This is a genomic window from Haemophilus parainfluenzae (assembly GCF_003252795.1).
In the GTDB taxonomy this organism is placed as follows: Bacteria; Pseudomonadota; Gammaproteobacteria; order Enterobacterales; family Pasteurellaceae; genus Haemophilus_D; species Haemophilus_D parainfluenzae_K.
In genome coordinates this window covers 243,611-266,725 of sequence record NZ_QEPQ01000002.1, presented here as the reverse complement: position 1 = coordinate 266,725, position 23,115 = coordinate 243,611, and the positions used below count along the sequence as shown (strand labels likewise).

Sequence of the window (23,115 nt, the reverse complement as noted above, 5' to 3'; positions counted from 1 at the left end):
ACTCCTAAATAACTACTAAAAATGCTATCAATTTGACCGCACTTTAATCTACTTTCCCATTATTGGTTGACTACAATTAAGTCATCAAAATCTTTGTGAGCTTTATGCATCCCTGATTTTTTCTCTACAAGTTCAGCTAACGTAATCTCATCTAAAAAATCAGAAATGCGATCACTTAAATCTTGCCATAATGTATGAGTTAAACACTCTACTCCGCCTTTGCAATTTCCTTTACCAAGGCATCTTGTGACATTAATGTTCTCATTTACGGCTGAAATCACCATACCGATAGAAATTTGATCAGTTGGTAACGCTAAACGATAGCCACCACCTGGGCCACGAACGCTTTTTACTAATCCACCACGACGCAATTTGGCAAATAATTGCTCAAGATAAGAAAGTGAAATATTTTGACGTTCTGAGATATCCGCTAAACAAACTGGGTTTGTTCCTGCGTGTAATGCGATATCTAAAATTGCGGTAACCGCATATCGTCCTTTAGATGTTAGTTTCATAAAGCATCCCTATAAATCGCCATCTAGGTAGTTTACCTATCTGACTATGATAGTCAATTTTACTCTTTTTGCAGATTAAGGCGTTTTTCAATCGCACTTAACATTCCTCGCAAAATATTTAATTCATTTTTTTCTAGAGAAGAACGGTTATAAAGTCGTCTTAACTTTTGTATAACCCCTTGATTTTGAATAAAACCAAGAGATTGATACACCTGTTCCGTATGAGCAAAAAAATACTCCATTTCTTGTGCTGTTGGATAGATATCTTCTATCGTTGAAAGTGTACTTTCCGTTTTATTTTTTGTTAAAAATGCCATTCGCATTTCATAACTTACCAACTGTACTGCCATCGCTAAATTGAGCGAAGAATATTCAGGGTTAGCAGGGATATTTAAATGATAATGACATTTAAGTAATTCTTCATTTGTGAGTCCAACACGCTCACGACCGAACACGATCGCTACTTGCCCTTGATGTGCACTGGCTTTCTCTGCACACTCTCTTGGCTCAATAAGCGTACTCTGTAAATGACGTAATCTTGCACTCGTACCAATCACTAATGAGCAATCTTCTATTGCTTGTTCAAAAGTATCAACGATGTGGGCATTACGTACAACATCATCAGCGCCTGCTGCTAATGTAATAGATTGCTCATCCACCGATTTTGGTGAGACCAAATAAAGATTGGATAATCCCATTGTTTTCATCGCACGCGCCGCAGAACCGATGTTCCCGCTATGTGATGTTTCAACCAAAACAATTCGAATATTTTGTAACATTTTATGCCCGACTTAAATTTGTGGATATTCTACCATAATAACCGCTAAATATAGTCAAGAATTTTGAAAATATTTTAATTTTTTGTAAATTTTTTAACAAATAGGAGGAATAAGATGTTGACTGGTGGGCTGTGAGAGGCTCGAACTCTCGACCGACGGATTAAGAGTCCGCTGCTCTACCAACTGAGCTAACAACCCAACCGGTTAAATAATGATCTGTAAAATAGATGGTGGGTCGTGAAGGATTCGAACCTTCGACCAACGGATTAAAAGTCCGCTGCTCTACCGACTGAGCTAACGACCCATTTGGGAATTCTTCGAAATAAAAGTGGTGGGTCGTGAAGGATTCGAACCTTCGACCAACGGATTAAAAGTCCGCTGCTCTACCGACTGAGCTAACGACCCACATTATTTCGTAACAGGTGCGTATATTACCGATTTTATTTTCTGACGCAAGAAAAATCTGAAGAAATTGTGTTAATTGCGTGAATACTCGTCAATTTCTGACAATATCTTAGAACAAATAAAAAAGGAGAGTATTTCTACTCTCCCTTTTTCTAAGAATCAAAATTCTCTAAAAATTAGTATGCTAACACTGCACGACGGTTTTTAGAGTATGCTGCTTCATCGTGACCTAACACTGCAGGTTTTTCTTCACCGTAAGAAACAGTTGATACTTTACCAGCGTCAACACCTTTACCAGCTAAGAAACCTTTAACTGCATCAGCACGACGTTGACCTAAAGCGATGTTGTACTCTGGAGTACCACGTTCGTCAGTGTTACCTTCAACAACAACTTTAGAAGCTGGAGTTGCATTTAAGTATGCAGCGTGAGCATCTAAGATTTGAACGTATTCACCTTCGATGTTGAATTTGTCGAAACCGAAGTAAACGGTGTTGTAACGTTGTTGAAGATCTTCAACAGAGTAACCACCGAAAGTTTGACCGTTGTTAGCACCGTTGCCTGCTGCATCGTTGTTTGATGAGCTACATGCTGCTAATGCAGCTACTGAACCAGCAACTAATAATGATTTAACAAATTTGTTCATTAGATTTCTCCTCAATGAGTTTTTTTATTTAGTCAAGTATGGAGACCAAGCTGGAAATTTCACTTGGCCATTACTTCCTGGAAGACTCGCTTTAAAGCGACCATCTGCAGAAACTAATTGTAACACCTTTCCTAGCCCTTGTGTAGAGCTGTAAATAATCATGATACCATTAGGAGAAATACTTGGGCTTTCACCTAAGAAAGATGTACTTAATACTTCAGAACTACCGCTGGTGAGATCTTGTTTCACCACGTTGTTATTACCGTTGATCATCACGAGTGTTTTACCATCACTACTGATTTGCGCACTACCGCGACCACCAACTGGTGATGCACCACCACCACTTGCGCTCATGCGATAAACTTGTGGCGAACCGCCTCTATCTGAAGTAAAGAGAATTGAGCTACCATCTGGAGACCATGATGGCTCTGTATTATTACCCGCACCGCGAGTTAATTGAGTTGGTGTACCACCATTTGAGCTCATTACATAGATGTTTAATAAACCATCTTGTGAAGAAGCAAATGCGAGTTTAGAACCGTCCGGAGAGAATGCTGGCGCACCGTTATGTCCTGGGAAAGAAGCAACCACTTTACGAGAACCTGAACCTAAGTCTTGTACAACAAGTTGTGATTTTTTGTTCTCAAAAGATACATACGCTAAACGTTTACCATCTGGAGACCAAGCTGGAGACATAATTGGTTGTGAGCTACGATTGACAATGAATTGGTTGTAACCATCATAATCTGCTACACGAACTTCATAAGGTTGTGAACCACCATTTTTCTGCACTACATAAGCAATGCGAGTTCTGAATGCACCACGAATACCGGTTAATTTTTCAAATACTTCATCACTCACGGTATGCGCACCGTAACGTAACCATTTATTTGTCACTGTATAGCTATTTTGTGCAAGTACCGCACCTGGTGTACCTGATGCACCTACAGTATCAACCAATTGGTAAGAAATGTTATAACCGCTACCAGTTGATGTCACTTGACCTACCACAACAGCATCAATACCTAAAGCCGTCCAAGCTTCTGGTTTCACTTCTGCTGCAGTCGTTGGTTGTTGTGGCATTTGGCTTACTGGAATTGGGTTAAATTTACCACTATTACGTAAGTCATCAGCAACAATTTGACCAATATTTTCAGGTGCAGAACCTGCGAAAGGAACAACTGCGATAGGACGAGCCCCATCAACCCCTTCATCAATCACAATTCGAACTTCATCTTCTGCCATTGCTGTGCTTGCAAATGCAAACATCACTACAAATAGCCCCATAACACGTTTGATCAATTTCATTTAATCACCTTATTTTAACGTTGTTACTTTCCTAAAACCGATTATCGAGCATTGATATCAAAATCGATAGTCGGCGCTTTATATTTCTCATAAATAGCATCAGATGGAGCTGCTGGAACTTTTTTCGTTCTAGCTACCGCACTTAATGCTGCAGTACAAATATCATCAGGTCCTGAAACGCGTTGGTAGCCTAAAATCGTACCATCTCGACCGAGCTGGATTTTAATGCTACAAACTTTACCGGCAAAGCTTGGATCTTTTAAGAAACGGCGTTGAATTTCACGTTTAATGACACCTGCATATTGGTCACCAACTTTACCACCATCTCCAGCACCAAGTCCTGCACCACTACCTTGTGTACCACCTTTATTTGCATTACCACCTTTAGATGCACCACCACCACCGACATCACCGCCGTTCATGAAGTCATCTAAAGCCGCTTGATCTGCTTTACGTTTTGCTGCATCAGCTTTTGCTTTCGCTTCTGCATCTGCCTTAGCTTTTGCTTCAGCCTTCGCTTTCGCTTCTGCATCCGCTTTAGCTTTTGCTTCCGCCTTTGCTTTCGCCTCAGCATCGGCTTTCGCTTTTGCATCAGCCTCAGCTTTTGCTTTCGCCTTCGCATCGGCTTCCGCTTTCGCCTTCGCATCGGCTTCCGCTTTGGCTTTCGCATCGGCTTCTGCCTTAGCCTTCGCTTTTGCTTCGGCATCCGCTTTCGCTTTTGCCTCAGCCTTGGCTTTAGCATCTGCTTCAGCTTTTTCTTTCGCTTTTTGAGCTTCAGCTTGCGCTTTAGCTTTTGCCTCTTCCTCTGCCTGTTTAGCAGCAGCTTCTAAACGTTTTGCCTCTGCATCAGCTTTTAATTTCGCTGCTTCAGCTGCTTGTTTTGCTTTCGCTTCTTCAGCTTGTTTCTGTTTTTCTAACGCCTCTTGACGAGCAAGCTCTTGTTGCTGTTTTTGCTTTTCAATTTCTTGCTGCTTTTGTTTTTCAAGTTCTTTTTGACGTTGAATTTCCTGCTGACGCTTAATTTCTTCTTGTTTCGCAATTTCTTGCTGATTTGGTTCAGGTTCAGGCTCTGATTTTTTCTCTTCGACTACAGGTTCTGGTTTTTTCTGTTTATCAGTTTGACCTTTTTTCTGTTGTTGAATACGTCCCCATTCCTGCGCTGCACTGCCAGTATCGACCATCACAGCTCCCATGGCATCACCTTCACCTTCTCCACCACCCATTATTTCAACGGTTTGATAAAGAGAGCTCCAAATCAACAAACCAAACAATGCAAGGTGCATCGCAATAGAGATGACAAACTCATTTGCACGTTTTTTTCGTCGATTATTCTGCACGGTTTTACCTACTTATTCTTAAATTGGGTTGGTCATTAAACCCACAGACTTAATGCCGGCAAGATGTAGTAAATTCAGTGCTTTAATCACTTCTTCATAAGGTACATCTTTTGCTCCGCCCACTAAGAACATTGTGTTATTGTCTTTATCAAATTCTTGTTTTGATAATTGGGTTACCATTTCTTCGTTAAGGCCTTCTTGGCGTTGACCACCAATAGAAATCGAATACTGCCCTACACCTGCTACTTCTAAGATAACCGGTGTTTTATCTTCATTTGATACATTTTGACTTTGCACCGAATCAGGGAGTTCCACTTGAACGCTCTGACTGATAATCGGCGCGGTTGCCATAAAAATTAACACTAAAACTAAAAGAACATCGAGAAATGGCACGATGTTAATTTCAGATTTAATGTCTTTACGCTGACGACGAGCCATAATTTCCTCTAAAACTTCGCTAAAATCCACCGCACTTTTCGTCTGATTTATCAAGTGCGGTCAATTTTTCATTGATTTTTAATGGGGCGCTTTACCAAAAGCTTGACGATGTAAAATTGTGGTGAATTCATCAATGAAGTTACCATAATTTTGTTCAATCGCATTTACACGTAAGCTTAAACGGTTATACGCCATTACAGCTGGAATCGCCGCAAACAAACCGATTGCAGTTGCGATCAAGGCTTCTGCGATACCTGGAGCAACCATTTGTAATGTTGCTTGTTTCGCACCACTTAACGCCATAAATGCGTGCATGATCCCCCAAACGGTACCAAATAAACCAATATATGGACTCACAGAAGCCACTGTTGCTAAGAAAGGTACACGACTTTCAAGCGCTTCTACTTCACGATTCATCGCAAGGTTCATTGCACGAGTCGTACCTTTAATGATTGCTTCTGGCGCATCTGCGTTCACTTGTTTTAAGCGAGAGAATTCTTTAAAGCCAACAAAGAAAATTTGTTCGCTACCCGTTAATACTTCACGACGATTAGATAAACCATCATAAAGTTTGTTTAAATCTTCACCAGACCAGAAACGATCTTCAAAAGTGTTCGCTTCTTTTAACGCGCTCGTCAAAATACGGCTACGTTGAATGATGATTGCCCAAGAAATAATTGAGAACGAAATCAAGATCACAATTACAAGTTGAACAACGATACTCGCTTTTAGAAAAAGATCTAAAAAGTTCAATTCTGCAGTCATTGCATACTCCGAAAAGTTATTTACTTTAAAAATGCCGCTTTTAATTCTTCAGGAATTGCGACAGGTTTCATTTTGCCTAGATCAACACAGGCTACCTTAACAGTAGCCTTCGATAACACCACTGTCTCACGAACTAACCGCTGTTCAAAGAGAATTGTTGCTCCTTTCACTGCCGTTATTTCAGTTTCGACAATAAGATAATCATCCAATTTTGCCGGAATACAATAGTCAATAGACATGGTTTTGACCACAAAAGCTAACTGTTGTTCCTGCAATAATGATTGTTGGGAAAAATTAAGCGTTCTTAAATATTCAGTTCGCGCACGCTCAAAGAAATGTAAGTAACGTGCGTGATACACTACTCCGCCTGCATCCGTGTCCTCATAATAGACACGAACCGGAAAGGTAAAACATTGGTTATTCAAAATAATGCTCAAATTATCAGCCATAACAAGCCGCTTATTTTAGAACCTGTTCATTAGATGTGCAAGATCCAAATAATAATATTTGTCTATCGCTCTTATAAAAACCAATGCTGAACAATGGCAATTATTGTGGTGAAATAACCAATAAACGGCAAGAAAACGAGCTGCCATATTGCTCGACGAATTTCAAATCCGATACCGTGGATCCACAAATTAATCAATCCCCAAAAAATCGCAAGAATCCAAGCTGGATGTGCAGTTCGAAGTGCGGTCGAAAATTGATTTAAATTTAAAAAGAAAGCCGCGGTTAAAAATAACGCCAAAATAAACGAAAGGGTTCGCAAGGAACCCTTATTACTTAATTGATAGAGTGAATTAATCATCATTACTCGTCAAATTTACCTGACTTTTCTTTGCCAATGGTTAATTTAGCACTCACCATAACTGCAGCCAACACACCCACTACCCAAATTACGTATAACATATTGTTTCTCCTTAGTATAATGAGTTTTTGTTGTCTTCAACAAAGCTTTCATCCAAGCGACCAAACATTTTGTAGTATGACCAAATGGTGTAAAGCAATGAGATGGTAACAAATACTAATGCCAAGTAGAACATTAAGGTTAATGTTAATTCACTTGACGTTGCATCCCACATTAACAAACTTTGTTCTGGATGAGTACTTGAAGGCATTACAAATGGGAACATTGATACTGCCGCAGTAATAATCACACCAGCCATTGTTAATACAGAGAAGAAGAACGCAAAACCACAACGATTTGCTTTAGATGCAACCACATTTAATAATGCACCAACCACAGCTAATACTGGGAATGCCCATAAAGCTGGATTTTCATTGAAGTTTTTGAACCATGCACCTGCTTCAACTGCTACTTGCTTACCTGAAGCTGGTGCTGACGCTGCAAAATGATCAATCGTGCTAGTCACCACATAACCATCTTTGAAAGAAAGCCACACACCTGCAAGTACAAAAGTAATTAATGTCACTAATGCACCGATTTGTGTTATCGCTCTTGCGCGATCACGCAATGCAGCAGTGGTTTTCATTTGTAACCAGTTTGCACCGTGAGTCACTAACATTGCAAGGCTTAACACACCGCAAAGTAATGCGAATGGGTTTAATAATGCAAAGAAAGAACCTGTGTAAGTTGCTTGTGAAAGCTCATTTAATTCGAATGGTACACCTTGTAATAAATTACCAAATGCTACACCGAATACTAATGCAGGTACAAAACCACCCGCAAATAAGCCCCAATCCCACACGGCACGCCATGTTGGATTATCAATTTTCGCACGATATTCAAAACCAATTGGACGGAAGAATAACGCAGCTAACACAAGGAATAAGGCAATATAGAAGCCTGAAAACGCCACAGAATAAACAATCGGCCATGCCGCGAAGATTGCACCACCAGCAGTTAATAACCAAACTTGGTTACCATCCCAGTGTGGAGCAATAGAGTTAATCATAATACGTCTTTCTACTTCTTTCTTACCAGCTACGGGTAAAAGTGCGGTCACGCCCATATCGAATCCATCTGTTACAGAGAAACCGATAAGCAATACAACAACTAGCACCCACCAAATAATACGTAGAATTTCATAATCAAGCATAATCCATCTCCTGCTTATTTAGATGATTGCTCAAAATAGTATTTGCCGGTTTTCAATGCACTTGGACCTAAACGTGCATATTTAAACATCAAATACATTTCCGCAATGATGAAGAAGAAGTAAAGTACACAAATTAAACCGATAGAGAACCATAAGTCACCTACACTCAAGTTAGAGGCAGACACACCCACCGGTAATACTTCATAAATCGCCCACGGTTGACGACCAAATTCAGCTAAGAACCAACCAAATTCAATCGCTAAGATTGGCAATGGGATACCCCAAAGCAATGCTTTAAGTAATAAGCGAGAAGAAGTGACTTTGTTACGTAAATTTTGAACAAATGCACCAAAGGTCAGTAAAATAATTAAACCACCTGCCGCTAACATACCACGGAACGCCCAGAAGTTAGGACCTACGTTTGGAATAGTATCACGTGCTGCTTGTTTAATTTGTTCATCCGTTGCATCTACAACTTTATCTGTGTAACGTTTTAATAATAAACCGAAACCTAAATCACCTTTGACTTCATCAAATTTTGCTTTAGTTTCTGGATTTACTTGGCCTGCTGATTTTTTCTCTGCTTTTAATTGTGTGAATAAATCATAAGCAACCATACCGTTACGAACACGACCTTCATTTTTTGCTTGAATTTCTTTCAAACCAACGATTTCAGTATCTAAAGAACGCGTTGCAATTAAACCACCTAAATATGGGATTTCAATCGCAAAATCATTTTTCATTTCTGCAGTATTTGGAATCGCCACTGGGTGGAATGGAGCTGGTGCAGGATGAGTTTCAAACTCAGCTTCCATTGCAGCTAATTTCACAGGTTGTGCTTTACCGATGTCGTAACCTGATTCATCACCCATAATTAATACTGCTGATGCCGCGATAAAGCCAAAGGTTGCCGCTACAGAGAATGAACGTTTAGCAAAACCAATATCACGGCCTTTTAATAAATAGAATGCACTAATACCTAATACAAACATGGCACCAGTTGAATAACCTGCTGTTAATGTATGTAAGAATTTACTTTGCGCAACTGGATTTAACCAAAGATCTAAGAAGCTGGTCATTTCCATACGAACGGTTTCAAAGTTAAATTCTGCCGCTACTGGATGTTGCATCCAACCATTTGCCACTAAAATCCACATTGCAGAAAGGTTTGAACCAAAGGCTACGCAGTAAGTTGCGAGTAAGTGTTTACCTTTAGTTAAACGATCCCAACCGAAGAAGAATAGACCCACGAAAGTGGATTCTAAGAAGAATGCAAGTAATGCTTCGATCGCTAATGGCGCACCGAAAATATCACCTACATAGTGAGAATAATAAGACCAGTTTGTCCCGAATTGGAACTCCATGATAATACCGGTCGTTACCCCTAGAGCAAAGTTAATACCAAATAACTTACCCCAGAATTTAGTCATGTCTTTATATACTTCTTTGCCCGTTTTAACATAAATGGTTTCCATGATCACAAGAACGAAAGATAAACCTAATGTTAATGGTACAAAAATGAAGTGATATAACGCAGTTAACGCAAACTGCAAGCGTGAGAGATCAACAACGTCTAACATCTCAACTCCTTGTATAAACCTACAAGATTTTCACTTTATGATTACCAAGGATAATCCCAAATAATCACCCCAAACTACTCAACAAAAATCGTTAAGAAACATTGAATTATTTACGTAATAATTGCCTTTTCTATTCTCAAAACAGAATGCAGTAACCGATTACAATATAAACATTCAAAATTTTGCCCTATTCTACTACTATTTATGAGGATAAAAAATAGAAAAAACCGTTATATTGATCACATTTTTTGATATAAGTTACAAAATACCCTATTTGGCGTAACTACAGCGAAATTGATCTACATCAAATCTTGCATATTTATCTCGAATGAAAAAATTTATCTCTATCACAAGGAAACTTTATTGAAAAGAAATAGACAAAATAACCACTAGACAGGGCGACAAGATTTTGCTATTTTTTAGCCCAATAATATTTGGAAAGATTTGTAGGGATTTACAATGAAAAAAATTTGTGTAATTTTGACCGCACTTTTCGGTTCGATGGCACTATCAGCCACTGCAGCACCTATTACAGAAAACAAAGCTGCTCTTCCACAACAATGCACACAGTTATTTAAAGAAACAGAAAATTTGATTGCCCAAGCAGAAAAACAACCAGGCACTCATACTCAAGTAGGTAAAATCAAAAGCAAACTGAATCAAAGCAAACAGCAAATTCTTGAAATGGAATTAGCAACTCAACAAAAAAGCTGTGATGTGGGTTTAGCAAGATTAAATAGCATGAAGAGCTATACTGAAGGAACTAACTAAGCAGGTTTCAAAAAGAAAGGACATATTGGTATCAATATGTCCTTTTTTCTATCTCCTATTCTGACGGCTTCTGAAGTCCGAAGTGTCGATAAGTTAACGAAGTCGCAATTCGACCTCGGGGTGTGCGCTGTAAAAATCCTTGTTGAATCAAGTAAGGTTCTAAAACATCCTCGATAGTGTCTCGTTCTTCACCTATTGCTGCTGCCAAGTTATCTAATCCAACTGGCCCACCATCAAAACGTTCAATCACTGCGGTAAGTAATTTTCTATCTAAGTAATCAAAACCCGCATCATCTACATCTAACATTGAAAGCGCTTGTTTCGCAATATCTGCCGATATAATGCCATCATTACGCACATCAGCAAAATCTCGAACGCGACGCAACAAACGATTTGCAATGCGAGGCGTGCCACGTGAACGACGAGCGACTTCAAAAGCGGCTTTATCTTCTAATTCCAGGTTTAAGCAAGAGGCACTTCTTGTCACAATAGAAGTTAAATCTTCAACGGAATAAAATTCTAAACGCTGAACAATACCAAAACGATCACGCAATGGTGAAGTTAAAGAACCCGCTCGAGTTGTTGCACCAATTAATGTGAAAGGTGGTAAATCTAATTTAATTGAGCGTGCAGCAGGGCCTTCACCGATCATAATATCCAGCTGATAATCTTCCATTGCTGGATAAAGCACTTCTTCAATCGCAGGAGAAAGGCGATGAATTTCATCAATAAATAACACATCATGCGGTTCAAGATTTGTCAGCATTGCTGCCAAATCCCCTGCTTTTTCAAGAACAGGCCCTGATGTGGTGCGAATATTCACACCCATTTCATTTGCCACAATATTAGCTAGCGTCGTTTTTCCTAAACCTGGAGGGCCGAAGATCAAAAGATGATCTAAGGCATCTTGACGCAATTTTGCCGCCTTAATAAAAATATCCATTTGCTCTCGCACTTGCGGCTGTCCCACATAGTCCGCTAAAAGCTTTGGACGAATCGCACGATCGATGACATCTTCATCCATCTTTGCTTGACTGCTAATAATTCTATCTGCTTCGATCATATCTGCTTATTCTTTATAATGCGGCTTTTAAGGCTTCGCGAATTAATTGCTCACTGCTCAAGTCAGCTTTAGCGACTTTTTTCACCATTTTTTCAGCGTCGGTTGGTTTATAACCTAACGCAACCAATGCAGCAACCGCCTCATCTGCTGAGCTCTCAGCTTGGCGCAATTCTGAAGTTGAAGGAATATGCTTGCTCTCCACAAAGAAATCACTTTGGCGAACATCTTTAAACTTCCCTTTTAACTCTACTAATAAACGTTCAGCCGTTTTCTTGCCCACACCAGGAATTTTAACTAATTTTGACAGTTCTTCTCGCTCAATAGCGTAAGCAAACTGCTCTACTGACATAGCTGATAAAATCGCGAGTGCCAATTTAGGACCAACACCATTGGTTTTAATTAATTCACGGAATAAAGTACGGTCAGTTTTTTGGGCGAATCCAAAAAGAAGATGAGCATCTTCACGCACAACAAGATGGGTAAATAAAGTAGTTTCTTGCCCGATTTCAGGTAAGTCATAAAAACTGGTCATTGGTAACAATAATTCGTAACCGACGCCTTGAACATCAAGCAAAATTTCAGGAGGTTGTTTTTCTAATAAGATGCCTTTTAAACGACCGATCATAAGATTTCCATGTAAAAAAATTTTGCATAGAATAAAATAAAACTGGATATTAATCCAGTTAAATTTTTAATCTAAATCGACCTCGGCTGTACCTTGTTTTTAAAAGTGCGGTCATCTTTTCATGTGTTTCTGTGGTTTTGACCGAGCCTGCAATATGCAAGGAATGTTGAATGGTATGAGCATGAGTGATGGCAATAGCTAAAGCATCTGCCGCATCTGCCTGAGGTTTATCTGAGAGCTTCAAAATTCGTGTCACCATATCTTGTACTTGAACTTTATCTGCAGAACCAATCCCTACGACAGTCTGTTTCACCAAACGAGCCGCATATTCAAATACAGGTAAATCATGGTTCACGGCTGCCACAATCGCCGTACCACGTGCTTGCCCGAGTTTTAAAGCTGAATCCGCATTTTTAGCCATAAACACTTGTTCAATGGCAAACATATCGGGCTGAAATTGTGTGATGATTTCTGTCACGCCAGCATAAATTCGTTTTAAGCGTGTAGGCAGGTCTTCTACTTGTGTGCGGATTGCGCCACTGCCTAGATATTCTAAATGGCGACCATTTTGCCTAATCACACCATAGCCCGTTACACGAGAACCTGGGTCAATGCCTAAAATAATACTCATAAATTCTCAAAAATAAACGGCCGGTCAATGCCGGCCGTTTTTAGCGTTAATTATTGGTTTGCTTTTGCAGTTGCTTTTGCATCTACATCACAGTTTTTCACAACAATTTTGTCTGCTTTTTTGCCTTTGATTAAAAGATTTACTGGCACAACAGAATCAAATTTATCTAAAGTTAAACCACTATCTACGTTCCAAACATATTTGCCAGAAGTAAATGAAGTGAAGTCTTTTTGAGCTGCATCACGAGCGAAATCTTTCGCAACAACTTTGTTGCCCACCATCACCATTGCTGCTGTTGGCTCTTGGTTTTCAAATTGATAAACTGCAGTTACAGTTTTCTTGTTACAAGTATAAACGACTGTTTTATCTGTTACAGTAGGGGTGGTCATTTGTTCCGCTTTGTTTTCCATTTTTGGTGCATCGCTTGCACACGCAGATAAAACAACAAGAGCGGCCATTGCTGGTAATACTTTAGCAAATTTCATTCTAAATCTCCTTAAAATTACAGCTGAGCTGCAACTTCATCACTAATTTCACCGTTATGATATACGTTTTGTACATCGTCACAGTCTTCTAACATGTCAATTAAACGCAACAATTTAGGCGCAGTTTCAAGATCAAGATCAACTGTTGTTGATGGAATCATTGTCACTTCTGCGTTATCAATTTTAAATCCTGCTGCTTCGATTGCATCGCGCACAGAACCTAAATCTTCCCACGCAGTATAGATTTCGAATGAACCATCATCTTGTGGTTGAACATCATCTGCACCGGCTTCAATTGCTGCCTCCATTAACGCATCTTCTTCACCTAGGCTAATTAAAATCAAGCCTTTTTTGCTGAATAAGTAGCCCACAGAACCTTCAGTCCCTAAGTTTCCACCACATTTAGTGAAACTTGGGCGAACCTGTGAGATGGTTCGGTTTGCGTTGTCACTTAGACACTCAACCATCACAGCAGTTCCACCCGGACCATAACCTTCGTAAATTCTTGTTTCCATATTGGTGTCATCGCCACCACCCACACCGCGTTCAATCGCGCGGTTAATGGTATCACGAGTCATGTTACTCGATAAGGCTTTATCTACTGCCGCACGTAAACGCGGGTTAGCGCCCACATCACCGCCACCAATTTTTGCCGCAGTGACTAATTCACGAATTAATTTTGTAAAAATTTTACCGCGTTGCGCATCTTGTGCTGCTTTACGGTGTTTAATATTTGCCCACTTACTATGGCCTGCCATGTTGTTTTCCTTCTTATCTTAAAAACGTTTTTAAATGAAATCCTCTTCTATAGAGGAAAGCCGTTCATCAAATATTTTTTGATGGCCTCGGCATTATTCGGCGATTTTGTCATTTGGATCGCATATTCTGGTGAAACCCATTGATACGCCAAATGCTCACTTAATATCGGTTCAAATTCCTGCTCAACTGCCAATAAAAACCAATGTTCATGACAGTGAGTCACATTCGGTGCGTATTTATAGCGGAAATGCGGGAAAATTTCAAATTCTATACTCTCTTTACAATCAAAAAGTGCGGTCGAATTTTCTTCTATTTTTAATCCAACTTCTTCCCAAACTTCTCGAATTGCTGTTTCTCTTAGTGTTTCGTTGGTTTCCAATGTCCCTGTAACGGATTGCCAAAAACTGGGATCATCTTGGCGCTGAAGCATCAGAATGCGATGCGTGCTTTCCGCATAAATTACCACGAGAACCGATTGATTATTTTTATATTTCAAGCTCGTCATCTACATAATTGAGAATGGGCAGCATCATACCTTTTCTACTAAAAACTTTCAAAAAAATTACCGCACTTTAAAACTAAAGTGCGGTAATTATCTCAATTATTTTAGTTTAACCAGCCAGCTTGTTGGGCGATAAATAATCCTGCAAAGGCTGTTAAGTAGAATAAACCAATAAGGGATAACCACAATAAGCCACCTTTTACACTGTGTTTCGCGTGCTTAGTCAGAGATAAATTCAACCAAGCGAAGATTGGCGCAGAAACAAATGAAGCAATCATCGCAAATTTCAGCATTGGACCCACTGCATTATTGAAGTAGAAAATAATCGCTAAACCAGATAATGCGGCTAAAATCATGCCAATGTTTAAAATTCTTACTGAGCTTTCTTGTTTACCAAACAAGATACGTACAGCTTCAACATTAGTACGTGAATAACCATCAATTACCGTAATTGTTGTTCCAAACATGCACATGAACGCAATCACGGCAATTAATAAACGCGCCCATTCACCGATAGTACTTGCATACATATTGATAAGTTGCGCGATATATTTTCCGCCTACCATCTCTACGGTTTCTGGAGAACCATATTGCACCAATGCACCAAGCGCTAAGAATACGACAGCTAAAATTGCTGTGCCGATGTAACCCACATTGAAGTCAAATAAACCGTCTTCATAAGATACTTTGGTTAAACGACGTTTTGCTACCACCCACATTGAGTTAATTGCAGAGATTTCAATTGGCGCTGGCATCCAGCCCATCAAAGCAACTAAAAACGCTAATTTACTTAATTCCCATGGAGAAGGCGCGACAAAATCAGGTGCAGCTACGCCATGGATACCATTACGCATAAAGGCAATCACTACTGCACTCACGGTGGTTACCGTTAACGCAATCATGATGATTTTCGATAAGCTATCTAATAAACGATATTTACCCAACAATAAAATGCCGGTTGTCACAAGAATCACTAATGAGCTTAACACGGGCATTGGGAGTGGGATTGGCGTAATGAACGTTAAAATTGCTGCTGTTAATAACCCTACTGCTGCAGTATTAATCACAGTTGCAAAAATGTTTAAAGCAAGGAATAACCAAAGATAGAATTTCCCTTTTTGACGGTAACCCTCTAGCAAAGTATTACCCGTATCTAAGGTATATTGAACACCAAAACGGAAGAAAGGATATTTGAATAAATTAGCAAGAATAACAATGCTCACTAATTCCCAACCATAGATCGCACCCGCTTGGGTGGATGCAATAATATGTGAACCACCAACAGCTGCTGATGCCATCACGATTCCAGGGCCTAAGGCTGAGAATTTACTCGCCCATGTTGATTTTTCTACTGGAGTTAAAACTTCACTCATAAAATTTTCTCTTATAAATTGACCATAAACCGAAAAAGGTCTTATTTATAATAGAATTTTATCCTTGAGTAAAGTAAATAAAATCCACTTAAAAGCAGTAGTGAAAAATAAAAATCTGATTATTTTATTTTTTCAGAATATAACTTCAAAACAAATAAATTTCACAAGTATTCATACCGAAAAACTGATATCTTTAAGTGAATAAAATTTTTTCAATAAAAAGAAAGTGCGGTCAAAATTGACCGCACCCTATATTATAAATTTTAAACTTATTCAGCTTTCACAACCTGAATACTTAACTCACCTAACGCCTGTGGATTCGCAAAACTTGGCGCTTCAGTCATTAAACAAGCTGCGGCTGTTGTTTTCGGGAATGCAATCACATCACGGATATTTTCAGTGCCTGTTAAAAGCATAGTTAAACGGTCTAAACCAAATGCTAAACCTGCATGTGGTGGTGTACCAAATTTTAATGCATCTAATAAGAAACCAAATTTTTCACGTTGTTCTTGTTCATTGATACCAAGAATGCGGAATACGGTTTGCTGCATTTTCGGATCGAAAATACGAACAGAACCACCACCTACTTCATAGCCATTGATCACCATATCGTAAGCATTTGCTACCGCATCGGTTGGATTCGCTTCTAATTGTTCTGGCGTAAAATCTTTTGGTGAAGTGAATGGGTGATGCATTGCTGCGAGATTACCCTCTTCATCACGTTCAAACATTGGGAAATCAATCACCCAAAGTGGTTGCCATTCATCTAAACGAGTTAAGCCAAGATCACGACCTAATTTTAAACGCAATGCGCCCATTGCATCCGTAGTGGTTTGCCATTTGTCTGCACCGAAGAATAAGATATCGCCAGTTTGAGCTTTTACACGCTCTGCTAACGCTTTCCATACCTCTTCATTTAAGAATTTCGCAATCGGACTTTGTACGCCTTCAAGGCCTGCATTGATATCGTTTACTTTCGCCCAAGCTAAACCTTTTGCACCGTAAATCCCAACAAATTGTGTATATTCATCAATTTGTTTACGCGTGATTTCAGTACCATTTGGTACACGAATGACTGCCACGCGGCCGTTTGGATTGTTTGCTGGCTCATTAAATACTTTAAATTCAACGTCTTTAACGATATCTGCCACATCGACTAATTCAAGCGGATTACGCAAATCTGGTTTATCTGAACCAAAACGAGTCATCGCTTCTTGCCAGGTCATTTGCGGGAATTTACCTAAATCCACACCAATGATATTTTGCCATAAACAATGTACCATGCGTTCCATGATCTCACGTACTTCTGGCGCAGTTAAGAAAGACGTTTCCACATCGATTTGGGTAAATTCAGGCTGACGATCTGCACGTAAATCTTCATCACGGAAACATTTCACGATTTGATAATAACGATCAAAACCAGACATCATTAAAAGCTGTTTGAAAAGCTGTGGTGATTGCGGCAACGCATAGAATTTGCCTTTATGTACACGGCTTGGCACTAAATAGTCACGCGCACCTTCTGGCGTTGCTTTGGTAAGCATTGGGGTCTCAATATCAAGGAAACCATTATCATCCATAAAACGACGCACAAAGCTGGTGATTTTTGCACGAGTTTTCAAACGTTGTGCCATTTCTGGACGACGTAAATCTAAATAACGGTATTTTAAACGTTGTTCTTCTGTGTTGTTTTGGTTGAAGTCTAACGGTAAAACATCAGAAGCATTGTAGATGCGTAATTCTTTTGCTAACACTTCCACTTCGCCTGTCGCCATATTTTTATTAATTTGATTGTCAGGACGCGCGATTACTTCACCTTTAATTTGAATACAAAATTCATTACGTAAGCCTGAAGCTGCGGTTAATGCCTCTTGATATTTAGGGTCAAAACAAACTTGCACGACACCATCACGATCACGCATATCAATAAAAATTAAACCACCTAAATCTCGACGACGGTGAACCCAACCGCTTAATGTTACTTCTTGTCCAATATGGTTGCGGTTTAATGCACCGCAATAATGTGTACGCATCATTTCTATATTCCTTTCATTTTTCTAAAAATGGATAATTAACGCGTTGATTATACGGAAAAAGACGTGCCTTTTAAATTGAAAAGCGAAATTTATTTGATCCTTTAAAAACTTTCACTAAAATGACCGCAGTTTTTTGCATTTTATCTAAATAAATGCTCTCTCAAGACAACAACAGAATTCAATCATGATGAAAGATACGATTTTTGCCGCCCCGATTGAAAAACTGGGCGATTTTACTTTTGATGAAAGCGTGGCGGAAGTATTTCCCGATATGATCCAACGCTCGATTCCTGGCTACTCCAACATTATCACCGCAATTGGCATGTTGGCGGAACGCTTTGTGACGGCTGACAGCCAAGTCTATGATTTAGGCTGTTCACGCGGTGCGGCAGCCCTTTCTATGCGACGCAATATTAAACAACCTAATGTAAAAATTATCGGTGTCGATAATTCTCTCCCGATGGTTGAACGCTGTCGTCAGCATGTGGCGGCTTATCATAGTGATGTGCCTGTAGAAATTCTTTGCGATGATATTCGTCAAATTGAAATTAAGAACGCCTCAATGGTGGTGCTCAACTTCACATTGCAATTTTTACCACCAGAAGATCGTGTAGCCTTGCTCACCAAAATCTACCAAGGTTTAAACCTAAACGGTGTATTGGTGCTCTCTGAAAAATTCCGTTTTGAAGATGGAAAAGTGAATGAGTTGCTTATTGATCTGCACCACCAATTCAAACGTGCTAACGGTTACAGTGAACTTGAAGTGAGCCAAAAACGCACCGCACTTGAAAATGTAATGCGTACTGACTCGATTAACATCCACAAAGAGCGGTTAAAAAACATCGGGTTTTCACACGTCGAATTATGGTTCCAATGTTTTAATTTTGGCTCAATGATTGCAGTGAAATAATTATAATCCAATCAATAATCTAAAAAATAAGGGCGTATCAAATACGCCCTTATTTGTCACCAATGCTTTATAGCCCTTTTAAATCCTTATCTAATAAACGAGCGAGCAATAAAATACCGTCTTTAAAGCGATATTCTGCATATTCCGCTTGCGCATAATGTTCACCTTTCCCTTCCGCAAAGAAATAATCTTGGCTTGGTAATTTAGGAAGCCAACCACCTTTATAACGAATTGGTAAATAAACATTTGGTGTGCAATGTTTAAAATCTGTTGGTATCTCTGATTGCTCCTCACAAAATGTCGCAACATGATTTTGATCAAGATGAACAAGGATATAAGCTTTTTTTTCCGAAGGACTTGATTCATCTATACCTGTGATTTCATTAGATTCAACAGTTTCAATAGGCTCATTACTTTCAAGAGGTTCATTTGATTCAGGTAAAACCTGACTTTGCTGAAACTCAGATAAAATAGCGTAATTCAATACCATATAATCGCCTTGCATCAATGAACGAGGATCCACAGGAGCGATTTTTAAGACAACAGGCTTACCAGTAGCCAGCACATCTTCAAATTGCTGTACTTTATAGTTCACCGCGCCCAATAACGCGATCACAAAGACGCCAACAAGCCAAATCGGTGCTTTAAAAACAGAATGGTTTTCGACCGCACTTTGTGAAGGCGCTTTATAACGTGCATGCAAGAATAAAGTAACAATCGCAAAAATAACGGCAAAGCTTACTAGCAATCCCCCTTTATAGAGTAATGGGATGCTCAATTGGTAATAGAACCCACCTAAATAAACAACAAAGGCAAATACCAAAAGACCGAAGAACGCACGGCTGTCCGTCCAATAAACAAGCAATAATAACGCTGTTAAATATAAAATGACGGGTATCCCAACAAAGCCTAATGCAAACAAGGTTAATACTAATAAAATTAACACTGCTTCTGTGTGTTTGGAGTCACTATGCTTCTTCATTAGTGCATAGACAATTAATGGTAATGCACAGACAAGTAAATATAAGATATGGCTAACATCAAACTGGAAGTGTGACCAAAATTGCCCACTTAAAACTTGCAACATATTATCAAGACTCATCGCGTCTGCTGGCATGACATCACTTGAAACATCTGTATCGATAAGACCATAATCTACCCAAGGAAACGCCATATACGACGGCACAGAGATCCATAGAGAGAATAATACTGTTCCCCAAGCAATAGGCTTTAAATGAATTCGCGCTGATTGATTAGGTCGCATGACCCAATAAAAGAGTACAATCGAACTCAGGAGCTGGATTTTATTAAACCATGTGTTAAACCATGCGTTATTCAAGCTGTAACTATGGAAATATAGATTATAGGAAATTTGCCAATACACGAGAAGCTGGGTAACCAGTAGAATCCTCACTAAAGAATTCGGCATCAATTTGTAGCTAACGATAATAATGACGGTAAAAATTAGTGCGGAGATAAAAATACCGAAATTTGAATCCTCGCTAAATTCATATCCTAATAAAAGAAAAAAATCATCAAATTTAACAAGCAAATAGAATCCTAAAAAACTGTTTGCGATTAGAAAAAATAAACCTGCTAAAATTATAGTGTATTCATTTTTATCTTTATTTAAAGTAATCAACCAAGCTATACCAAATAAAAGAATACCAACAATGAATGCACTAGACGCATCTAAACCTAAAGAAAAAAATAACCAAACGCCTATCGTCACTAGTGCTATCAATAAAGCTATCATCCATAATATTGAAATCGCCCAATGGGATTTCTTATTATTTGGATATTCTTGTTTATAGAGTTTCACCAACCACTTGATTGCCATGACCGTGAAAGTAAAGCCAATCAATCCTAAAACCACGCCCTCTTCTACACCACGAATCAAAAGAGATGCCAAAAAGCAATAAGCGCCAAGTAAGGCTATGACTGAAATAATTAAATTAATAAAATCAAAGCGATATTTGTGATATACATAAAATGCGATCGAGGCAGGAATAGCAATTAGAAAAGAACTGAGTGATAAAAGGCCAAATTCATCCCAAGCATAAGCGTACATATCATGAATTTTTACTATTAAACCAAATAGGTTAACAAAAGTCAGCACTAAAAATACTTTAGGTAAAATGCGCCAATGTTGATCATGAAAAGTTTTACTGAATAATTCCGATATCACAAGTAATCCAGCATTAATCAGCACGGCATAACACATTGAGTTATGCGAGTTTTGTTCATTAAATAAATAAAACGCAACATTGGCAGTAGCGGCAAATAATAATGCAGAGGCCACATTCGGAAATAATAATAAAAATGGAAGTTGGCAAAGTGTCCAAACAGCAAATAACTGCCATACATCGGCCCCCGTTTGATAGGTTTGACCGACTAAGGCAAATAAACCGCCAATCAAGACAGAAACAACAAAAAAGAGGCTATATGTCTTCCACTTTAATTTTTCTTTGGCTTGTCGACGACTCTCTAGAATAAAGCAATAAATACCTAATACCACTGTCACCACAAGCAATGTTTGTAAGCCATAAATTTTGGCTAAATCAGAAAAATAATCTAAATTAGCTGCAATTAACGTGATGACTCCACTCGTTAAAAACCCTACGGTTAATAATAAAAACAGTAAATTTAAATAACGTTGCCAAGAAAGATTAAAAAGGCCTGTTGTATTCATTTATTTTTTCCTTTTTATAAAAAGACTCGTATTATCTTAGCATAATAGTAAGGTAAATAAATCAATTAAAAAATGTGATGTAATTTACCCTATATTGAAGATTAATTCGCGCCAAATCGCATTCTATGGCATAATTTAGCGAACCCAATTAAAGAAGGAAAACAAGATGCAAATTTTACACACGATGCTTCGAGTAGGTGATTTAGACCGCTCTATTAAATTTTATCAAGATGTTTTAGGTATGCGTTTATTACGCACAAGTGAAAACCCTGAGTATAAATATACGCTTGCTTTTTTAGGTTACGAAGATGGCGAAAGCGCTGCAGAAATTGAATTAACATACAACTGGGGCGTAACGGAATATGATCTTGGTAATGCTTACGGGCATATTGCTATTGGTGTAGATGATATTTACGCAACTTGTGAAGCGGTACGTGCTAATGGCGGTAAAGTGACTCGCGAAGCCGGCCCAGTTAAAGGTGGCACAACCGTGATTGCATTCGTTGAAGATCCAGATGGTTATAAGATCGAGTTTATCGAAAACAAAAGTGCAAAATCAGCTTTAGGGAATTAAGGAATACATTGTGTCAGATACACCTGAAATTCCTTATCACCATCAATTAAAAAATCGCTTCCGCGGCTACTTTCCTGTCATTATTGATGTGGAAACGGCTGGGTTTGATGCCAAAAAAGATGCGCTTTTAGAACTTGCGGCAATCACCTTAAAAATGGATGGGAATGGCAATTTACACCCCGATCAAAAATGCCATTTTCATATTGAACCATTTGAGGGGGCAAATATTAATCCCGAATCTCTCAAATTCAATGGGATTGATATTCACAATCCATTGCGAGGTGCTGTATCTGAATTAGATGCGATCACGGGATTGTTCCAAATGGTGCGTCGTGGACAAAAAGATGCTGAATGTCAGCGTTCTATCATCGTGGCACACAACGCGGCTTTTGACCAAAGTTTCGTGATGGCGGCGGCTGAGCGCACAGGCGTAAAACGCAATCCATTCCACCCTTTTGGGATGTTTGATACAGCAACACTTGCCGGTTTTATATTTGGGCAAACGGTGCTCGTCAAAGCATGCCAAGCGGCAAAAATTCCTTTTGATGGTAAACAAGCACACTCGGCACTATATGATACTGAGCGTACGGCAGAATTATTTTGCTATATGGTGAACCATTTAAAAGAGCTTGGTGGTTTCCCGCATGTTGCTCAAACAAATGAAACGGAAAAAACAGCTGAAAATCAGACCGCACTGTAATTTTTTAAATTTTTTTGAAAAAAAACTTGCAATCGTTTTCGGTTTACCGTATTTTAAAAAGTAATTAAATTTAGTTATCTAAATAAGAGAGTTTCAAATGAACTTTATCCTTCGTCACCATCATCGCCATTCAACTGAATAATCTTTCAGGCTGTTGGCGTGC

25 protein-coding genes, 3 tRNA genes and 1 other annotated feature (1 of these 29 running past the window's edge) are annotated in these 23,115 nt (G+C 39.0%); of the genes, 4 read left to right on the top strand and 24 right to left on the bottom strand.

The window, feature by feature from the left end; all coding sequences use genetic code 11:
- Nucleotides 1-59: 59 nt before the first annotated feature.
- From iscR to DPV81_RS03745, 15 genes are all read right to left on the bottom strand, one after another.
- Nucleotides 60-515: a Fe-S cluster assembly transcriptional regulator IscR gene (gene iscR, locus DPV81_RS03815; RefSeq protein ID WP_111386840.1), complete on the bottom strand. Its 456-nt coding sequence runs from the start codon at nucleotides 513-515 to the stop codon at nucleotides 60-62.
- A 59-nt stretch (nucleotides 516-574) separates the two neighbouring features.
- Nucleotides 575-1,294 (bottom strand): tRNA (cytosine(32)/uridine(32)-2'-O)-methyltransferase TrmJ, encoded by a 720-nt coding sequence (gene trmJ / locus DPV81_RS03810; RefSeq protein WP_111386838.1) that lies wholly within the window; start codon nucleotides 1,292-1,294, stop codon nucleotides 575-577.
- Between the two features lie 122 nt (nucleotides 1,295-1,416).
- Nucleotides 1,417-1,492 (bottom strand) — tRNA-Lys (locus DPV81_RS03805).
- Between the two features lie 30 nt (nucleotides 1,493-1,522).
- Nucleotides 1,523-1,598: transfer RNA gene (locus tag DPV81_RS03800), tRNA-Lys, on the bottom strand.
- A gap of 25 nt (nucleotides 1,599-1,623) precedes the next feature.
- Nucleotides 1,624-1,699: transfer RNA gene (locus tag DPV81_RS03795), tRNA-Lys, on the bottom strand.
- A gap of 176 nt (nucleotides 1,700-1,875) precedes the next feature.
- Nucleotides 1,876-2,343: a peptidoglycan-associated lipoprotein Pal gene (gene pal / locus DPV81_RS03790; RefSeq protein WP_005696669.1), complete on the bottom strand. Its 468-nt coding sequence runs from the start codon at nucleotides 2,341-2,343 to the stop codon at nucleotides 1,876-1,878.
- Nucleotides 2,344-2,367: 24 nt separating this feature from the next.
- On the bottom strand, nucleotides 2,368-3,651 hold the full coding sequence (gene tolB / locus DPV81_RS03785; protein WP_049366381.1) for a Tol-Pal system beta propeller repeat protein TolB: 1,284 nt from the start codon (nucleotides 3,649-3,651) through the stop codon (nucleotides 2,368-2,370).
- Between the two features lie 41 nt (nucleotides 3,652-3,692).
- The gene (gene tolA, locus DPV81_RS03780; protein ID WP_111386837.1) at nucleotides 3,693-4,988 is read right to left on the bottom strand and encodes a cell envelope integrity protein TolA; all 1,296 of its coding nucleotides are present in this window, start codon (nucleotides 4,986-4,988) and stop codon (nucleotides 3,693-3,695) included.
- An 18-nt stretch (nucleotides 4,989-5,006) separates the two neighbouring features.
- A complete protein-coding gene (gene tolR / locus DPV81_RS03775) occupies nucleotides 5,007-5,426 on the bottom strand; it encodes a colicin uptake protein TolR (RefSeq protein WP_032803822.1) in 420 nt (139 codons plus the stop codon).
- 78 nt (nucleotides 5,427-5,504) lie between these two features.
- Nucleotides 5,505-6,191: a protein TolQ gene (gene tolQ / locus DPV81_RS03770; protein WP_005696675.1), complete on the bottom strand. Its 687-nt coding sequence runs from the start codon at nucleotides 6,189-6,191 to the stop codon at nucleotides 5,505-5,507.
- Nucleotides 6,192-6,211: 20 nt separating this feature from the next.
- Nucleotides 6,212-6,640 carry a tol-pal system-associated acyl-CoA thioesterase gene (gene ybgC, locus DPV81_RS03765; RefSeq protein ID WP_005696676.1) on the bottom strand — a complete coding sequence of 143 codons (429 nt, stop codon included), beginning with the start codon at nucleotides 6,638-6,640 and terminating at the stop codon, nucleotides 6,212-6,214.
- A 71-nt stretch (nucleotides 6,641-6,711) separates the two neighbouring features.
- The gene (gene ybgE, locus DPV81_RS03760) at nucleotides 6,712-6,999 is read right to left on the bottom strand and encodes a cyd operon protein YbgE (protein WP_049372929.1); all 288 of its coding nucleotides are present in this window, start codon (nucleotides 6,997-6,999) and stop codon (nucleotides 6,712-6,714) included.
- A gap of 2 nt (nucleotides 7,000-7,001) precedes the next feature.
- Complete coding sequence (locus DPV81_RS03755) at nucleotides 7,002-7,100, bottom strand: cytochrome bd oxidase small subunit, CydX/CbdX family (protein WP_101494276.1); 99 nt, start codon at nucleotides 7,098-7,100, stop codon at nucleotides 7,002-7,004.
- An 11-nt stretch (nucleotides 7,101-7,111) separates the two neighbouring features.
- On the bottom strand, nucleotides 7,112-8,251 hold the full coding sequence (cydB, locus tag DPV81_RS03750; protein WP_014064909.1) for a cytochrome d ubiquinol oxidase subunit II: 1,140 nt from the start codon (nucleotides 8,249-8,251) through the stop codon (nucleotides 7,112-7,114).
- A gap of 14 nt (nucleotides 8,252-8,265) precedes the next feature.
- Nucleotides 8,266-9,831: a cytochrome ubiquinol oxidase subunit I gene (locus tag DPV81_RS03745; RefSeq protein ID WP_014064908.1), complete on the bottom strand. Its 1,566-nt coding sequence runs from the start codon at nucleotides 9,829-9,831 to the stop codon at nucleotides 8,266-8,268.
- 459 nt (nucleotides 9,832-10,290) lie between these two features.
- Between DPV81_RS03745 and DPV81_RS03740 the strand changes: the two genes are divergently transcribed.
- The gene (locus DPV81_RS03740) at nucleotides 10,291-10,602 is read left to right on the top strand and encodes a DUF5339 domain-containing protein (RefSeq protein WP_070868772.1); all 312 of its coding nucleotides are present in this window, start codon (nucleotides 10,291-10,293) and stop codon (nucleotides 10,600-10,602) included.
- A gap of 55 nt (nucleotides 10,603-10,657) precedes the next feature.
- Here the strand turns inward: DPV81_RS03740 and ruvB are convergent, their stop codons facing one another.
- The 8 genes from ruvB to aspS form a co-directional block, all read right to left on the bottom strand.
- Nucleotides 10,658-11,665 carry a Holliday junction branch migration DNA helicase RuvB gene (gene ruvB, locus DPV81_RS03735; protein ID WP_041918230.1) on the bottom strand — a complete coding sequence of 336 codons (1,008 nt, stop codon included), beginning with the start codon at nucleotides 11,663-11,665 and terminating at the stop codon, nucleotides 10,658-10,660.
- A gap of 13 nt (nucleotides 11,666-11,678) precedes the next feature.
- Nucleotides 11,679-12,290, bottom strand: a complete 612-nt coding sequence (ruvA, locus tag DPV81_RS03730; RefSeq protein WP_049380421.1) for a Holliday junction branch migration protein RuvA — start codon at nucleotides 12,288-12,290, stop codon at nucleotides 11,679-11,681.
- Between the two features lie 58 nt (nucleotides 12,291-12,348).
- Nucleotides 12,349-12,921, bottom strand: a complete 573-nt coding sequence (gene ruvC, locus DPV81_RS03725) for a crossover junction endodeoxyribonuclease RuvC (RefSeq protein WP_005697069.1) — start codon at nucleotides 12,919-12,921, stop codon at nucleotides 12,349-12,351.
- Nucleotides 12,922-12,971: 50 nt separating this feature from the next.
- Nucleotides 12,972-13,406, bottom strand: coding sequence for an ACP-like domain-containing protein (locus DPV81_RS03720; RefSeq protein WP_111386836.1), 435 nt, complete (start codon nucleotides 13,404-13,406; stop codon nucleotides 12,972-12,974).
- Nucleotides 13,407-13,423: 17 nt separating this feature from the next.
- Nucleotides 13,424-14,164 (bottom strand): YebC/PmpR family DNA-binding transcriptional regulator, encoded by a 741-nt coding sequence (locus DPV81_RS03715; protein WP_111386834.1) that lies wholly within the window; start codon nucleotides 14,162-14,164, stop codon nucleotides 13,424-13,426.
- Between the two features lie 47 nt (nucleotides 14,165-14,211).
- Entirely contained in the window at nucleotides 14,212-14,670 is a 459-nt protein-coding gene (nudB, locus tag DPV81_RS03710; RefSeq protein ID WP_111386833.1) for a dihydroneopterin triphosphate diphosphatase, read from the bottom strand.
- Nucleotides 14,671-14,771: 101 nt separating this feature from the next.
- Nucleotides 14,772-16,040 carry an NRAMP family divalent metal transporter gene (locus DPV81_RS03705; protein ID WP_111386831.1) on the bottom strand — a complete coding sequence of 423 codons (1,269 nt, stop codon included), beginning with the start codon at nucleotides 16,038-16,040 and terminating at the stop codon, nucleotides 14,772-14,774.
- Between the two features lie 269 nt (nucleotides 16,041-16,309).
- Complete coding sequence (aspS, locus tag DPV81_RS03700) at nucleotides 16,310-18,076, bottom strand: aspartate--tRNA ligase (RefSeq protein ID WP_111386830.1); 1,767 nt, start codon at nucleotides 18,074-18,076, stop codon at nucleotides 16,310-16,312.
- Nucleotides 18,077-18,260: 184 nt separating this feature from the next.
- Here aspS and cmoA point away from each other — a divergent pair, with 184 nt between their 5' ends.
- Nucleotides 18,261-18,986 carry a carboxy-S-adenosyl-L-methionine synthase CmoA gene (cmoA, locus tag DPV81_RS03695; protein WP_111386828.1) on the top strand — a complete coding sequence of 242 codons (726 nt, stop codon included), beginning with the start codon at nucleotides 18,261-18,263 and terminating at the stop codon, nucleotides 18,984-18,986.
- Nucleotides 18,987-19,053: 67 nt separating this feature from the next.
- Here the strand turns inward: cmoA and DPV81_RS03690 are convergent, their stop codons facing one another.
- Entirely contained in the window at nucleotides 19,054-21,678 is a 2,625-nt protein-coding gene (locus tag DPV81_RS03690) for a GDYXXLXY domain-containing protein (protein ID WP_111386827.1), read from the bottom strand.
- A gap of 166 nt (nucleotides 21,679-21,844) precedes the next feature.
- Between DPV81_RS03690 and gloA the strand changes: the two genes are divergently transcribed.
- A complete protein-coding gene (gloA, locus tag DPV81_RS03685) occupies nucleotides 21,845-22,252 on the top strand; it encodes a lactoylglutathione lyase (RefSeq protein ID WP_111386825.1) in 408 nt (135 codons plus the stop codon).
- 10 nt (nucleotides 22,253-22,262) lie between these two features.
- Nucleotides 22,263-22,952 carry a ribonuclease T gene (gene rnt, locus DPV81_RS03680; protein WP_111386823.1) on the top strand — a complete coding sequence of 230 codons (690 nt, stop codon included), beginning with the start codon at nucleotides 22,263-22,265 and terminating at the stop codon, nucleotides 22,950-22,952.
- A gap of 117 nt (nucleotides 22,953-23,069) precedes the next feature.
- Nucleotides 23,070-23,115: a sequence feature (His leader region), on the top strand; it runs 82 nt beyond the window's last position.

Coding starts and splice junctions, on each gene's coding strand:
- iscR (WP_111386840.1), bottom strand. CDS start 515: ATGAAACTAACATCTAAAGGACGATATGCGGTTACCGCAATTTTAGAT.
- trmJ (WP_111386838.1), bottom strand. CDS start 1,294: ATGTTACAAAATATTCGAATTGTTTTGGTTGAAACATCACATAGCGGG.
- pal (WP_005696669.1), bottom strand. CDS start 2,343: ATGAACAAATTTGTTAAATCATTATTAGTTGCTGGTTCAGTAGCTGCA.
- tolB (WP_049366381.1), bottom strand. CDS start 3,651: ATGAAATTGATCAAACGTGTTATGGGGCTATTTGTAGTGATGTTTGCA.
- tolR (WP_032803822.1), bottom strand. CDS start 5,426: ATGGCTCGTCGTCAGCGTAAAGACATTAAATCTGAAATTAACATCGTG.
- tolQ (WP_005696675.1), bottom strand. CDS start 6,191: ATGACTGCAGAATTGAACTTTTTAGATCTTTTTCTAAAAGCGAGTATC.
- ybgC (WP_005696676.1), bottom strand. CDS start 6,640: ATGGCTGATAATTTGAGCATTATTTTGAATAACCAATGTTTTACCTTT.
- ybgE (WP_049372929.1), bottom strand. CDS start 6,999: ATGATTAATTCACTCTATCAATTAAGTAATAAGGGTTCCTTGCGAACC.
- DPV81_RS03755 (WP_101494276.1), bottom strand. CDS start 7,100: ATGTTATACGTAATTTGGGTAGTGGGTGTGTTGGCTGCAGTTATGGTG.
- cydB (WP_014064909.1), bottom strand. CDS start 8,251: ATGCTTGATTATGAAATTCTACGTATTATTTGGTGGGTGCTAGTTGTT.
- DPV81_RS03745 (WP_014064908.1), bottom strand. CDS start 9,831: ATGTTAGACGTTGTTGATCTCTCACGCTTGCAGTTTGCGTTAACTGCG.
- DPV81_RS03740 (WP_070868772.1), top strand. CDS start 10,291: ATGAAAAAAATTTGTGTAATTTTGACCGCACTTTTCGGTTCGATGGCA.
- ruvB (WP_041918230.1), bottom strand. CDS start 11,665: ATGATCGAAGCAGATAGAATTATTAGCAGTCAAGCAAAGATGGATGAA.
- ruvA (WP_049380421.1), bottom strand. CDS start 12,290: ATGATCGGTCGTTTAAAAGGCATCTTATTAGAAAAACAACCTCCTGAA.
- ruvC (WP_005697069.1), bottom strand. CDS start 12,921: ATGAGTATTATTTTAGGCATTGACCCAGGTTCTCGTGTAACGGGCTAT.
- DPV81_RS03720 (WP_111386836.1), bottom strand. CDS start 13,406: ATGAAATTTGCTAAAGTATTACCAGCAATGGCCGCTCTTGTTGTTTTA.
- DPV81_RS03715 (WP_111386834.1), bottom strand. CDS start 14,164: ATGGCAGGCCATAGTAAGTGGGCAAATATTAAACACCGTAAAGCAGCA.
- nudB (WP_111386833.1), bottom strand. CDS start 14,670: ATGACGAGCTTGAAATATAAAAATAATCAATCGGTTCTCGTGGTAATT.
- DPV81_RS03705 (WP_111386831.1), bottom strand. CDS start 16,040: ATGAGTGAAGTTTTAACTCCAGTAGAAAAATCAACATGGGCGAGTAAA.
- aspS (WP_111386830.1), bottom strand. CDS start 18,076: ATGATGCGTACACATTATTGCGGTGCATTAAACCGCAACCATATTGGA.
- cmoA (WP_111386828.1), top strand. CDS start 18,261: ATGATGAAAGATACGATTTTTGCCGCCCCGATTGAAAAACTGGGCGAT.
- DPV81_RS03690 (WP_111386827.1), bottom strand. CDS start 21,678: ATGAATACAACAGGCCTTTTTAATCTTTCTTGGCAACGTTATTTAAAT.
- gloA (WP_111386825.1), top strand. CDS start 21,845: ATGCAAATTTTACACACGATGCTTCGAGTAGGTGATTTAGACCGCTCT.